The organism is Streptomyces sp. NPDC002306 (assembly GCF_053593435.1).
Window position 1 is genome coordinate 69,401 of record NZ_JBSFCK010000012.1, and the last position, 12,893, is coordinate 82,293.

General features: G+C 73.4%; 9 protein-coding genes. 2 read left to right on the forward strand and 7 right to left on the reverse strand.

Annotated features, from left to right (window positions below; genetic code table 11):
• Positions 1-302: 302 nt before the first annotated feature.
• Genes ACWCQK_RS23660 through ACWCQK_RS23670 form a run of 3 tightly spaced genes read right to left on the reverse strand, consistent with a single transcriptional unit; the run spans position 303 to position 6,385 of the window.
• Positions 303-1,547, reverse strand: coding sequence for a hypothetical protein (locus ACWCQK_RS23660; RefSeq protein ID WP_451157927.1), 1,245 nt, complete (start codon positions 1,545-1,547; stop codon positions 303-305).
• The gene (locus ACWCQK_RS23665) at positions 1,544-4,519 is read right to left on the reverse strand and encodes a DEAD/DEAH box helicase (protein ID WP_451157929.1); all 2,976 of its coding nucleotides are present in this window, start codon (positions 4,517-4,519) and stop codon (positions 1,544-1,546) included. The genes ACWCQK_RS23660 and ACWCQK_RS23665 overlap by 4 nt, the downstream gene beginning before the upstream one ends.
• On the reverse strand, positions 4,520-6,385 hold the full coding sequence (locus ACWCQK_RS23670) for a phosphorylase family protein (RefSeq protein ID WP_451157931.1): 1,866 nt from the start codon (positions 6,383-6,385) through the stop codon (positions 4,520-4,522).
• A 314-nt stretch (positions 6,386-6,699) separates the two neighbouring features.
• On the opposite strand from ACWCQK_RS23670, the gene ACWCQK_RS23675 reads away from it, so the two are divergent.
• Complete coding sequence (locus ACWCQK_RS23675; protein WP_451157933.1) at positions 6,700-7,479, forward strand: SDR family NAD(P)-dependent oxidoreductase; 780 nt, start codon at positions 6,700-6,702, stop codon at positions 7,477-7,479.
• On the opposite strand, the gene glpK is transcribed toward ACWCQK_RS23675, so the two are convergent.
• The gene (gene glpK, locus ACWCQK_RS23680; protein WP_451157935.1) at positions 7,461-8,990 is read right to left on the reverse strand and encodes a glycerol kinase GlpK; all 1,530 of its coding nucleotides are present in this window, start codon (positions 8,988-8,990) and stop codon (positions 7,461-7,463) included. The genes ACWCQK_RS23675 and glpK overlap by 19 nt on opposite strands.
• A gap of 51 nt (positions 8,991-9,041) precedes the next feature.
• Entirely contained in the window at positions 9,042-9,809 is a 768-nt protein-coding gene (locus tag ACWCQK_RS23685; protein WP_451157937.1) for an IclR family transcriptional regulator, read from the reverse strand.
• Between the two features lie 197 nt (positions 9,810-10,006).
• Here ACWCQK_RS23685 and ACWCQK_RS23690 point away from each other — a divergent pair, with 197 nt between their 5' ends.
• Complete coding sequence (locus ACWCQK_RS23690; RefSeq protein WP_451157939.1) at positions 10,007-10,519, forward strand: ATP-binding protein; 513 nt, start codon at positions 10,007-10,009, stop codon at positions 10,517-10,519.
• Positions 10,520-10,575: 56 nt separating this feature from the next.
• Here the strand turns inward: ACWCQK_RS23690 and ACWCQK_RS23695 are convergent, their stop codons facing one another.
• The gene (locus tag ACWCQK_RS23695) at positions 10,576-11,865 is read right to left on the reverse strand and encodes a PP2C family protein-serine/threonine phosphatase (protein ID WP_451157941.1); all 1,290 of its coding nucleotides are present in this window, start codon (positions 11,863-11,865) and stop codon (positions 10,576-10,578) included.
• A gap of 99 nt (positions 11,866-11,964) precedes the next feature.
• A complete protein-coding gene (locus ACWCQK_RS23700; protein WP_451157943.1) occupies positions 11,965-12,723 on the reverse strand; it encodes an IclR family transcriptional regulator in 759 nt (252 codons plus the stop codon).
• Positions 12,724-12,893: the final 170 nt, after the last annotated feature.

Sequence of the window (12,893 nt, forward strand, 5' to 3'; positions counted from 1 at the left end):
TCCTTCCGCCGGTCGGCTTTCCCGGTGTCAAGGGCCGTCCGCACCCGCGCTCGAATGCCCCCGTTGAATACGTCACGCTTGGCTCCCCATGGCTCCGAAGCCCCCCGAAATTTCCCCGCACGCCGGCTGTTGCCGGAATGACACCCCTTCGGCGGCGCCCTGCACCGAGAAGATTAGTCTTACTCGACCTCAGTCATGGCCGGAATTCCCTCTTTTCCCAACCGACAAAGAGATCACCCGCACTAAAGGCTCATCGGAATATCACTTCAAACTCTTCGCGCGCATTCAGCACCATTCTTTGTTCACGCTTGTCTTTTTCTGACCGAACGGTTCGGTCCCGCCGTCTGTGCCGCGCGCAGCCGCTCCGCGAGTCCCGCCTTGCCGGCGCTGTCCGCGGCTCGGCGCAGGGTGTCGAGGCCGATGGGCGCGAGTTCCAACTGCCGGCAGAGGGAGCCGACCCGGGTGCGGACGGCGTCGGGGTCGACGCGCAGGCGGGCGCCGAGGTGGTCGTCGAGGCGTTCGACGAGAGCCCAGGAACGGGTGTCGTGGTCCTCGCACCAGAGCTGGAAGAACACACCGCCGAGCACCACGTACGAGCCGACGTCGGTCATCCCGACCGGGCCGTCTCCGTGGAAGCGGCCCGGGGGCAGCGTGACGCGCCAGGCGCCGTGCCGGTCCCGCGTCGGCGGGTACCGCGCGAGGCCGCGGCTGCTGAGCCACCGCTCGATCCGCTCCGCCGCACCCCGGACGGCACCGCTCTCCTCGCTCGCGAGGGTGTGCACGAACTCCGGTGTCCGCTCGCACGCGGCGGAGAGATCGGCGTCGGGCGCACCGTCGTGGGCCCGGGTGTAGATCAGGTGCCGCACGGCGCCGTCGTCCTCGACCGCCCGCAGGGCGTACGCGGGCAGGTGCAGGCACTCCGGGGCACCGACGCTTCGCGGGTCCTCCACGCCCGGCGGCAGGTTGAAACGGGCCCGCTGGGGGTGACGCGCCAGTTCCCCCACGGCCTCGGGACGGAACGGGCGCGCCATCAGCCGGGGCGGACGGGTCCCTCGGTGCCTCGCGGCCGCCGCGTCGTCGTAAGGGATGCGGGCGACGGTGTCGCCGCGGTAGTGGGCGGTCGTCAGCGGGTGGGACTGGAAGCCGTCGAAGTACAGCCTGCGCCGGTCGTCGTGGGTCACCGTGTAACGCGTGCCGTCCCGTACCGACCGGCGGCCGAGGTCGGTGAGTCCGAGGCGGCCGTCCGTCTCGGTGACATGGTCGATCGCGGTCAGGAACGCCAGCGCCTGACGCACCAGGGCGGGGTCGAGGGCCAGGAAGGCGGCCAGTTCCCCGGCGGTGCCGAGCGCGCCCTCGGCGATACCGCGCCCGACGAAGCGGTCGATGAGTTCGTAGGGCTGTTCCTCGGTGACCGTGGCACTGACCTCCACGCACCACACGGGCAGCAGCACCACGTGGATGCCGGTGGGCCGCAGGCCGAGGGTGAAGGCGGCGTTCTCCAGAACGCGCTTCTCCGCGTACGGCAGCAGCCTGGTCCCCCCGTTCATGCGCCGTCGTCCTCCGTCTCCTGGAGCAGCGCCGCCACCTCGTCGTACGAACGGATCTCGCCGCGTCCCGCCACGTGGTCGCGCAGTGCGCGGGCGAGGTCGCGGAAGCCGGAGTCACCGGCCCGGGTGAGCGTGGAGAGGTCGCCCACCAGGACGAGTTGGCGTCTGACCCTGGTGAACGCCACGTTGGCCCGGCGCAGTTCGTCGAGGAAGCCCACCCGGCCGCCGGGGTTGCTGCGGGTGAAGCCGTAGAGGATCACGTCTCGTTCGCCGCCCTGGAAGGAGTCGACCGTGCCCACGTCGAGCGCGACGCGGGCGGGTCGGCCGGTCCGCCGGGCCAGGGCGGTGGTGATCAGCGCGGCCTGGGCGGCGTAGGGCACGATGACCGCCCACTCCTCGCCCCGGGCGTCGTAGTGCGCGGCGAGCCGGGTGAGCAGGTCGGCCTCGGCGGGGTTGACGAACCCCTTGCGGGTGCCGTCGGCGTCCTGTTCGTGGCGCCGGCCGGCCGGCAGCCGCGAGGTGTCGACGAACGCCATCGGGGTGCGGAACAGCCGGGAGTCGTGGGGCAGATCGGGCCCGGGCGTGCGCAGCCGGCCCTCGTAGAAGGCGGCGGAGACGAAGTCGGCGACGGCCGACGGCATGCGCCGCTGGTTCGTCAGCGGTACGACGGCGGACTCCGGCAGGTCCGGCCGCAGCAGTTCGAGCGCGCTGCCGGTCAGCAGCGCCGCGACGGCCGGGTCGCCGCAGCGCCGCGCCCAGTCGCCGACCTCGGAGTCCAGGTAGGGAGGCAGTTGCCGCTGGTCCCCGACGAGCACCGCGCGGCGGGCCCGGACGAGCGGGACGAGCAGGTCCGGGACGCCGATCTGACCCGCCTCGTCGATGACGGCGAGGTCGAGGTCGAGGTCGGTCAGCTCGGGACGGGACGCCACCCCGATGCAGGTGGCGGCCACCACGTGCGCGTAGCGGACGAGTTCGGTGTGCAGCTGTCCGGTCGCCGCGGACACCTCGGCGTGCCAGTCGACGAGCAGCGCGCGCCGGGCCGCGAGCAGCGGCAGCCGCCGCCCCAGCCAGTCGTGCAGGCGGGCCAGTTCCCGGTCGACCGTGCGGGGGTGTGCCGTCGCCGGGTCGGGGACCGCGGGAGCCTCCTCGACGGCCGCCACGGCGGCCCGGCAGCGCTCCGCGGTCCCGGCCGCCTCGTCGCGGCAGGTCCCGCTGCGGCCGAGGGCCTCGTCGAGCGCCGCCCGTGCCGCCAGCACGGCCGGTACGTCACGGGTGGCTTCGTCGAGGGCGCGCTCGGCGGCCTCCAGGTCGGTGCGGTGGCGTGCCTGTCTCCCGGCGAGCGTGACCGCGTCCGTGGCGGTCACGGCGAGACGGCGTTCACAGCGCCGGACGAACAGGCGGAAGAGCGAGCCGAGCAGCCGCCGGCCGGTGCGGCGCAGGGCGGTGTCGCGGGCCCGGGTCAGGCGTGCGGTCCGGTGGGCGGCGCGCTCACTCGCCCGGTCCAGCCGCTCGCCCTCGGCGGCGAGCCGGTCCACCCGCAGCCGGGCCGGGCCGCCGTGCGCCCTCCTGGCCTCGGTGAGCGCGGAGTGCCTGACCCGCTCCTCGGAGACCAGGATGCGCAGCCGGTCGAGGACCGCGCCCAGGGCGTGGCACCACTTCTCGGCGTCCTCGGTGTCGAGAGGCGCGGCGAGCCGGGTCTCCAGTCGGCCGAGGACCTCCCGGCGCAGCCCGGCCGCCTGCTCCTCCAGGAGGTACGGGCGGCCCTCCGCGGTGACCGCGGCCTCGTTGCCGACCCGGACGACGACCAGGTCCTTGGGGAGCCGGCCGAGCACGTTGTCGACCGCGCGGTTGGTGTGGGAGGCGACCAGGATCCGCCGCCGCGTCTCCTGGGCCGCGACCGCCCGGACGATCTGGCTGATCACGCGGGTCTTGCCGGTGCCGGGCGGCCCGAGGACCAGCATCAGGTCCTCGACCGCGAGAGCCTTGCGGAAGGCCTCCGTCTGGGCGGGGTCGAGCTCCTCGTCGGGTTCGGCGAGTGCCTCCGGGACGGGCCGTGGCGGGCGGACCCGCTGGTCGGCCAGCACGTCCAGCAGGTACGGGTTGCGCGAGCGGCGTTCGCGCAGGGCGCGGACCGCGGCGCGCCGGCGTTCGTGGACGGCCTGTCCGGGGACGATCTGGAGGGCGCCCTGGCGCGGCAGGACGTCCCAGCCGACGGGCCGGTCGAACGACACGGTGACCGACGTACCGCCCGAGGCGGCGCGGACGACCCGCCCCTGGAGCGCCTGTTCCCCCCGGATCCGCACGAAGGCGCCCTCGTCGGGCCCGCGGTCGGCCACCAGGTCGAACGTGTAGACGCCTCGGGTGCCGTGGCGCCGTTCGCCGGTGGCGGCGACGGCGCGGTACGGGAAGTCGTCGGCGTCGCTCGCCGCGGTCAGCGTGAGGTGCTCGACGGTGTCGATCACCCGCTCGACGGTGTCGAGGAAGCGGGTGTGCCGCGCCGGGAGCCTGCGCGCGCCGTCGTGTGCGGCCAACTCGTCGGTGAGCCGCTGCCACGCGTCCGTCAGCCGGTCCCAGTGGGCGTCACCGTCGTGAGGTGTCCCGCTGTCGGCGTGGCGGACCAGCCAGCGGCCGGGCCGCACCAGGAGGCAGCCCCGTTCGAGGTCGCGGTGGTGCCGGAAGCCGAGCGGGAGCACCGCGGCCACCCGGTAGACGCCCGGCTTGCTCCTGTCCCGGAACAACCGGGCGACGTAGGCGCTGTCGTGCAGCAGCAGGCTGGGGTCCCCGCCGGTCCGACGGGGTGCGTCGACGATCGCGGGCACCCCGGCCGACCGGCTGTTGAGGTCGGCCGCGAGCTGGTGGACGTCGTCGGGCAGGTGAGGGTGGTCGGCGCGCCGTCGGCGTAACGCGCCGTCCAGCGAGGGGCTGGGGACGAGGACGAGGTCGCCCGGCACGTCCACGGGTCGCAGGAGCATTCAGGCGTCTCCGAGCAGGTCGTGACGGGCGCGGCGCAGCGCGCTCCCCAGGGCCCGGGCGCCGGGGCGCTCGCCGGGGCGCTGTGCCAGCGCCGTACGCAACGCGCGGTCCAGGCTGTCGGGCACGTCCCCGCGATGGGAACGCAACGGCAGCGGTCCCGCGGGGTCCGGTGGGTGGCCGCAGGCCAGGCGGTAGGTGAGGGCGGCGAGTTGGTACACGTCGGTGGGCGGCCCGATGAGCCCGGGCCGGTGTCCTCCCCAGCCCTGTTCGGGCGCCTGGTGGTGGGCGGGCCCTTCGCCGGGGCGCGGCTCGCGGCCCGCGAGGCCGAGGTCGCGCAGCGTCAGTCGTCCGTCGTCGAGTTCGATGACACCGGTGGAGGTCAGATGTCGGTGGGTGGCGCCGGCCCGGTGCAGCAGGGCCAGGGTGTCGCACAGGCCCGCGAGGCCGGCGAGCAGACGGGCCAACTGCCCCTTGGAGAGGGCATGGCGGCGGCCCGTGTCCCACGCGGAGTGCAGTGTCCCGCAGAGGCGGCCGGCCCGCGAGACCGGCCAGGGCAGGGCGAGGACGGCCCTGCGGTTGCCGATCCGCTCGTACCGCCCTCGGCCGGGGAGTCCGCGCGAGCGTGCCGGGAGCCGGGCGAGAAGGACGTGCTCCCGGTCGAGGGCGGCCAGCGCGTCCAAGGCGTCGGGGGTGGGGTGGAGCACTCCGCACTGCCGCAGCCAGACGTACGGCGAGGCCGCGCCCTCGGCGGGGTCCAACCGCCGGGCCGGCGCCGCGTACTCGACCAGGGAGTGGTCCGGGGAGGGCCGCTCCTCCAGGTACTCGCTGTGCAGCAGGTACCGGCAGGCCGGAGTGCTGAACACCTGCCCGCCCTGCCAGGGCGGGGGCTGCGCCGGTAGGGCGGACCCGCCGGGCGACGCGGACTCGGTGCGGTGGGCGAGGCGGGCAGGGGCGGTCAGGGCCGGGGCGGGCGCGGGCAGAGCGGGCGCGCGCAGGCCCAGGGTGGCCGGGGCGAGACCTGCCGCCGCGCGATACCCGTCGAACGCGCCGGGCACGTCCGCTCCCCCTTCCGCGCCTACGTCCTCTTCCTCTTCCACGGCGTCGAGTTCGCGGATGACGCAGAACGTGAAGTCCGCCGCGTTACGGGCCGCGACGGACTCCCAGCCGGCGGCGGCGCTCGACTCCCTGCTGCCGTCGGCCCGGTTGCTGATGCCCCGCACGATCAGCGCGGGCAGGCCGCCTCCGTAGTGCGCCGCCGCCGCCACACCCGCGCCCTCCGTCTCGATGGCGACGGCGTCCTCGTAGCTCCGTGTCAGCAGGTGCCGCAGCGCCGACCCCGGCGCGTCGAGCGAGACCTCACCGGCCGCGATGGGGCCGATGTGAACGGTCGACCGGCCGTGCCCGCCGAGGCGGGCCGGGGTCCGCGACCACGGGTCGGAGCGGCCGACCCTCCTGGCCAACTGCACCAGTTCGTGCGTGGCCGGCCAGACGACGGGCCGGACCCCGAATCCCTCGCCGGTCTCCTTGCCGCCGTGGTAGGGGTACACCTTGGTCGCCGCGACGACGTCTCCCAGGTCGACCTTGGACTTGAGGCTGCCCGCGACTCCGACGAAGAACAGGGCCCGGGGCGCGAACGCCTGGACGGCGGCGGTCGTGAGCGCCGCCGTCTCCGCGTTGCCGACCGCGCCCAGTTCCGCCAGTACGACCCGCCACGGCGTGCCGTCGAGCCAGCCCGACTCGAACAGCGTGCCCGATCGGCTCGGGCCTCTTCGTACGGCGGCCAGGCGGTCGCGCACCGCCAGGTACTCCACGGACCCGGCGGTCAGGACGAGGATGGGCCTGGTATCCGGCCGCGTACCGTTCACAGCGTTTCCCCCGCTCATTCCCGCCGCGCTCATTCCCGCCGCGCTCTTTCCCGGCGGCCTGTCCGATGGCGCCCCGCGCCCATGACCCCCGCACGCCAGGGCAGGCGACGTTACTCCATGACTTGCCACCGATCGGCGGGCCGTCAGAAATCCGGACGGCAAAGAAGCGGATGATAGGAATTCAGCTCAATATTGAAGTGATCCGGTCGCAAACAAAAAGAACTTGATCGACGACTGTCCGACATCGGCATGGGCATCAACATCGGCGTCGGCATTCGGCCCCGGTCGGGCCACGGCGTCATAAGGAGCAGGCGATGGCAGGGGAACTCCAGGACAGGACCGCCGTGGTCACCGGTGCGAGCAAGGGCATCGGACTGGCGGTGACGACGGCACTGGCGTCCGCGGGAGCCCGGGTGGTGGCGGCGGCCCGCACCTCGTCCCCCGCACTGGACGCACTGGTGAAGGACGGAGGCGTCCGCTGGATCGCCCTCGACCTGACCGAACCGGACAGCGCCGAGCAGCTGGCGTCCGCGGCCGGCCCCCGGGTGGACGTGCTCGTCAACAACGTGGGCGCGGCCCCCGCCCGCCCCGGCGGGTTCCTGAGCGTGACCGACGCCGAGTGGCGGCGGACCCTCGACGTCAACCTGCTCACCACGGTCGCCGTCACCCGGGCGGTCCTGCCGCGCATGCTGGAGGCGGGCGGGGGCTCCATCGTGAACATCGGCTCGATCAACGCGGAACTGCCGGACCCCATGGTGGTCGACTACAGCGCGGCCAAGGCGGCGATGGCCAACTTCTCCAAGGCGCTGTCGAAGGAGTTCGGCCCCCGCGGGGTGCGGGTCAACAGCGTCAGCCCCGGCCCCGTCGAGACGGACCTGTGGCTGGGCGGGGGCGGCGTGGCCGACACCGTCTCGGCCGCGGCGGGGCTGACCCCCGAGGACGTCATGGCGCAGACCGCCGCGGCCGCGGTCAGCGGCCGCTTCTCACGCGCTTCGGAGGTCGCCGACCTCGTGGTGTTCCTGGCCGGCGACCGGGCCGCGAACATCCTGGGCAGCGACATCCGTATCGACGGGGGCTACGTGCCGACCTGGTGAGAGGACCCCGGCGGCTTGATCCACCCCAGCGACCGTTCCACCGCCCGCTGCCAGTTGTCGTACTCCGACTCACGTCGCCCGGGGTCCATGTCCGGCATCCACTGGGCGGCCCGGTGCCAGTTGCGGCGCAGGATCTCCAGGTCCGGCCAGTAGCCGGCGGCGAGCCCGGCGGCGTACGCGGCGCCGAGGGAGACCGTCTCGGCGACCATGGGGCGCACCACGGGCACGTCGAGCACGTCGGCCACGAACTGCATGAGCAGGTTGTCCGCCGTCATGCCCCCGTCCACCTTGAGCTCCCTCAGGGCGACCGAGGAGTCGGCGTTCATGGCGTCGACGACCTCCCGGGTCTGCCATCCGGTGGCCTCCAGGACGGCCCGGGCCAGGTGCCCCTTGGTGATGTACGAGGTGAGGCCTACGACGACCCCGCGCGCGTCGCTGCGCCAGCGGGGTGCGAACAGGCCGGAGAACGCGGGGACGATGTAGCAGCCGCCGTTGTCCTCGACCGTCCGCGCGAGGGTCTCGATCTCCGGGGCGCTGCTGATCAGTCCCAGCCGGTCCCGAAACCACTGCACCAGCGAGCCGGTGACCGCGATCGAGCCTTCCAGGGCGTAGACCGTGGGCCGGTCCTCGATCTTGTACGCGACGGTCGTGAGGAGTCCGTGCCGGGACCGGACGAGGTCGGTACCGGTGTTGAGCAGCAGGAAGCTGCCGGTGCCGTAGGTGCACTTCGCCTCGCCCGGGGAGAAGCAGGTCTGGCCGAACAGGGCGGCCTGCTGGTCGCCGAGGGCGGCCGTGATGCGCACCCCCGGCAGAATCGCTCCCGCGTCGCCGTAGCTCTGGGCCGAGGGGCGGATCTCCGGCAGCATGGGACGGGGCACCCCGAAGAACGCCAGCAGTTCCTCGTCCCAGGTGAGCGAGCGGATGTTCATCAGCATGGTGCGGCTGGCGTTGGTGGCGTCGGTGATGTGCAGGCCGCCGTCCGCGCCCCCGGTGAGGTTCCAGATCAGCCAGCTCTCCATCGTGCCGAACAGCACCTCGCCGTCCATGGCGCGCTGCTCCAGCCCGTTGACATGGTCGAACAGCCAGCGGATCCGCAGCGCGGAGAAGTAGGTCGAGGGCGGCAGACCGCAGCGGTCGAGGAAGAACTCGTCGCCCGGGCTGCGGCTGAACTCCTCGACGAGCGGCGCGGTGCGGGTGTCCTGCCAGACGATGGCCCGGCCCACCGGAACGCCGGTCCGCCGGTCCCAGAGCACCGTCGTCTCCCGCTGGTTGGCGATGCCGATGGCGGCGACCTCGCCGGCCCCGACACCGGCTTCGGACAGGGCCTCGGGCACGATGCGCAGCAGGTTGCGCCAGATCTCGACGGCGTCGTGCTCGACCCAGCCGGGCTTGGGGAAGTGCTGCTGGTGCTCGCGCTGGGCGACCGACACCAGGCGTCCGTGGTGGTCGAACAGGATGCATCGGGTGGAGTTCGTGCCCTGATCGATGGACATCACATAGCGTTCAACCATGATCGGGTCTGCCTTCCGATGGTCCTAGGAGGCTTCGAGGAGCGCAGGTGATCACCAGCGAGCCGCCCCCAGGTCTCTGGAGATCGCCCGGGCGGCGTCGCGGAGCAGGGTGATCAGGCCCGTCCGGGGACGGCCCTGGCTGTCGCAGACCCGCTCGACCGCGCCGGACAGGCAGATGGCGCCGACCACGAGCCCGCCGTGCCCCCGGATCGGCGCGGCGACGCCGGCCTCGCCCATGCTCATCTCCTGGACCTCGGCGCCCCAGCCGGCCTCCCGGATGTCGGCGAGCGCGCGGGTGAGCTGCTCCCGGGTGACCAGGGTGTGCCGGGTGTACGCCTCCAGCCCGGATCCCAGGGCCGCGTCGAGGGGCGCGGCCCCGAAGGCCAGCAGGACCTTGCCGAGGGAGGAGGCGTGCAGCGGCAGCAGCGCGCCCACGTCCAGGGTCTGGAGCGTGTCGTCGGGCCGGAACACATGGTGGACGACGAGGACCGTGCCCTCCAGGAACGTGCCCAGACGGACCGACTCCCCGCTGCGCGCGGCCAGCGCGTCGGCCCAGTTGATGGAGCGCGAGCGCAGTTCGTTGACGTCGAGGTAACTGGTGCCGAGGTGCAGCAGCGCGGCTCCGAGCTGGTACTTTCCGGTCGCCGCGTCCTGCTCCACGAAATCCACGTGCTGGAGCGTGCGCAGAATGCCGTGGGCGGTGCCCTTCGCGAGCCCGAGCGAGGCCGCCACCTCGCCGAGCCCCAGGCGGCGGGGCCCACCCGCGAGCAGTCGCAGGATCGCCGCCGCCCTCTCGATCGACTGGACTGGGCCGGCCATGAGCCGAGCCTATTACCGCCGCGGAAGGTCCGCTTTATATGCAGGTGGACGCTTCGGCCCTGGATGGACCGCTGCGTTCGGTAATGCCGACCGCCGTTCATTGACCGCCCCCATATCGCTCCATACCGTGCTCTGAGGCCCGGCAACGCGCGCTGCGTCCCCTTCAGGCCGACAGCGTTCACCCCGGAGGAGTGCAGATGACGGTAGACCTGAACACGATGCTTCGACAGCCCGTCGAGCACGTCTGCCCGCTGCCGCCCGTCGCCGGAGCCGTCTCGGCCGTACGACGACGCGCGGGCGCGGTCCTCGCCGCCTGGAACGTATCCCCGGAGATTCTCGAGGACACGCTCCTGGTGGTGTCGGAGCTGCTCACGAACGCGGTCGTGCACGCCCTGCCGCCTGCGGAGCTGCGTCTGTCGTGGGTGTGGCGCGACGGGCTCGGCACCCTGCGGGTGGAGGTCACCGACTCGGGGCCCGCCTTCGAGGCGGGGGAGGCGCGCGACGGGATCGACCCGGACGAGCACGGCCGGGGCGAGCAGATCGTCCACGCGCTGGCGACCCGGCACGGCATGCGGGTGCACTGCGGTGGCGTGACGCGCTGGGCGGAACTCGTCGCGGCGCCGAAGAAGAAGCCGCACCAGCCCACCGTCGTCCCCCAAGGGCTCGGCCCGGCGTTCGGATCAACCCTGACCGGCACCGACCAGCACTGACCGCTCCGTCTTGCCGCTTACCTCTCGCCGCCGATCGACACCGACCGGCGGCACATTCAGCGCTCCGACGCGACAGCGGACCGGGAGCGGGACTCAGAAAACACCCGTTCGAACCCGACCGGGCCGGAATCGACCGGCCCGGCCGTGCCGTGTCCGGAACCGGTACGCCCGGCATTCCGCCCGGAGGCGACCGGCTTCTGGAGCAGGAGCAGCGCCGCGTCGTCGTGCAGCCGGCCGCCCACGTGCGCCAGCAGCTCGTCGTGGAGCGAGGTGAGGGTGCGGGCCGGCTCGTCGCAGACGTGGCGCGCCAGCCCTTCGGCGAGCGGGTAGAACTCACGGCCGTGGTCGCGGGCCTCGGTGACCCCGTCGGTGTACAGCAGCAGCTGGTCCCCGTCGGAGAAGGACAGCACCTGGAGGCCGGGCGCCTCGCCCGAGAGGGTGCGCAGACCCAGGGGCGGGGCGGGGCACGCGGGCTCCACCGCGGCGATGTCCCCGGACGCGCGCACCAGCAGCGGCGGCGCGTGTCCGCAGTTGACCACCTCGAGCTGCCCGGCCCTCGGGTATCCGGCCACCACGGCGGTGACGAAGTCGTCGCTGCCGAGGTTGCGCGCCAGGCTCCGCTCGATCCTGCCGACGACGGCGAGGAGGTCGGGTTCGTCGTAGGCGGCCTCACGGAACACGCCGAGCACGAGGGCGGCGGTGCTCACGGCCTGCAAGCCCTTGCCCCGCACGTCGCCGACGATCAGCCTGACCCCGTACGGGGTGGGGATCAGCGCGTACAGATCCCCGCCGATCCGCGCCTCCGCCGCCGCGGCGCTGTAGCGGACCGCCACCCGGAACGGGCCGACGGTCTCCGGTACGGGCTTGAGCAGCGCGTGCTGCGCGGCCTCCGCGACCGAGCGCACGGCGGCGAGGACCCGTTCCCGGCGCCCGCGTGACGCGCTGGCCAGACCGCTCGCCAGGGTCACGGCCACCAGTGCGGCCAGGACGGCCGCCAGCTCGCCGCGCGGCACACCCTCCCGGGTGCCGAGCGTCGCGCCCAGCACCACGGCCAGGAGGCCGACGCACAGGACGCCGCGCGGCCCGTTGGTGGTGGCGGCCAGCGCGGGCCCGGCCGCGAGCAGCGGCAGCCAGATCATTCCGGCCGCGCCGAGCAGGTCGCCCAGGACGACGGCGGAGACGAGCACGACGGGCAGAACCTGCGTACCGGCCGCCAACCGTACGGCGGCACCACAGCGGGCACGACGGCCCGTACGGCCGCGGCCGTACGCTCCGCGCTCCTCCCCTCGGTTCCTGGCCCGCCCCGTCGGGCGGTGGGCGACATGGCGGTCTCGGGCCTGACTCATATTCCGTCCGCAGTCCTCACCTGTACGCCGGTGCACTCCCGGTATGTCCGTTTCATCCAGTAAATGTGCGATAAGGCGGAGGTCACAAGGAGCGGGATTTCAGATAGTGAGCGACAGGCTCCTGGTCACGCGGCCCGCGGTCGGGATCAGCCGCGTCAGGATCTCCTCCAGCCGGGCGACCCGGTCCGCGGGCAGCGAGACGCCGAGCGAGCCGAGCGTGTCGCCGCTGTAGACGGGGACGGCGACGCAGACGGTGCCGAGGGCGTACTCCTCCAGGTCCGTCACGGCCGGGGCCACCGGCGAGGAGTCCAGGCGGCGGAGCAGTTCGGGAGAACTGGTGATGGTGCGGGGGGTGAGGTCGGCGAGGGAGTGCCGGGAGAGGTAGTCCTTGCGCGAGTCGTCGTCCAGTTCGCGCAGCACGCACTTGCCCAGCGCGGTGGCGTGCCCGGCGTCCTCGAACCCCACCCAGAGGTCCACCCTGGGCGCCCGGGGGCCGTCCACGATCTCGGCGACCCGGATCTCGCCCTCCTCGTAGAAGGTGAGGTAGGCGGCGGTCGCGAACTCGTCCCGCAGGGCCGCCAGGGTGGGGCGGACCCGGCTCAGCAGCGCCTGCCCGCGGCTCGTGGTCCGCAGCGCCTGCACCTTGTCGCCCATGACGAACCCGCCGTCGTCCAGCTTCCTCAGGTAGCCGTCGTGCACCAGCGTCCGCAGCAGGTGGTAGGCGGTGGCCAGGGGCAGGTCGGTCTCCCGTGCCAGCTGCTTGGCCGGCGCGCCGTTCTCGTGCGCGCTCACGGCCTCCAGCAGGCGGAACGCCCGCTGGACGGACGTGATGAGCGTGGGGCCTTCCTGCGCACCCATAGGACCAGCGTGCGCCCCTCGCCCTGGCCAGGCAAGGGGCGCACGGTGCGTCACGCGACCGCCACCGTGGGGCGTCGCGGGATCGCCGCCCGACCCGTGCACCCCCGAGTACGTCCATGCCGCTCCCCCGCGCCGGATCCCGGGACCCGGAGTACGGACCCGCCCTCGGA

Excerpts from the sequence above, each read along its gene's own strand:
- ACWCQK_RS23660 (WP_451157927.1), bottom strand. The coding sequence starts at position 1,547 with ATGAACGGGGGGACCAGGCTGCTGCCGTACGCGGAGAAGCGCGTTCTG.
- glpK (WP_451157935.1), bottom strand. The coding sequence starts at position 8,990 with ATGGTTGAACGCTATGTGATGTCCATCGATCAGGGCACGAACTCCACC.
- ACWCQK_RS23690 (WP_451157939.1), top strand. The coding sequence starts at position 10,007 with ATGACGGTAGACCTGAACACGATGCTTCGACAGCCCGTCGAGCACGTC.
- ACWCQK_RS23665 (WP_451157929.1), bottom strand. The coding sequence starts at position 4,519 with ATGCTCCTGCGACCCGTGGACGTGCCGGGCGACCTCGTCCTCGTCCCC.
- ACWCQK_RS23685 (WP_451157937.1), bottom strand. The coding sequence starts at position 9,809 with ATGGCCGGCCCAGTCCAGTCGATCGAGAGGGCGGCGGCGATCCTGCGA.
- ACWCQK_RS23700 (WP_451157943.1), bottom strand. The coding sequence starts at position 12,723 with ATGGGTGCGCAGGAAGGCCCCACGCTCATCACGTCCGTCCAGCGGGCG.
- ACWCQK_RS23695 (WP_451157941.1), bottom strand. The coding sequence starts at position 11,865 with ATGAGTCAGGCCCGAGACCGCCATGTCGCCCACCGCCCGACGGGGCGG.
- ACWCQK_RS23675 (WP_451157933.1), top strand. The coding sequence starts at position 6,700 with ATGGCAGGGGAACTCCAGGACAGGACCGCCGTGGTCACCGGTGCGAGC.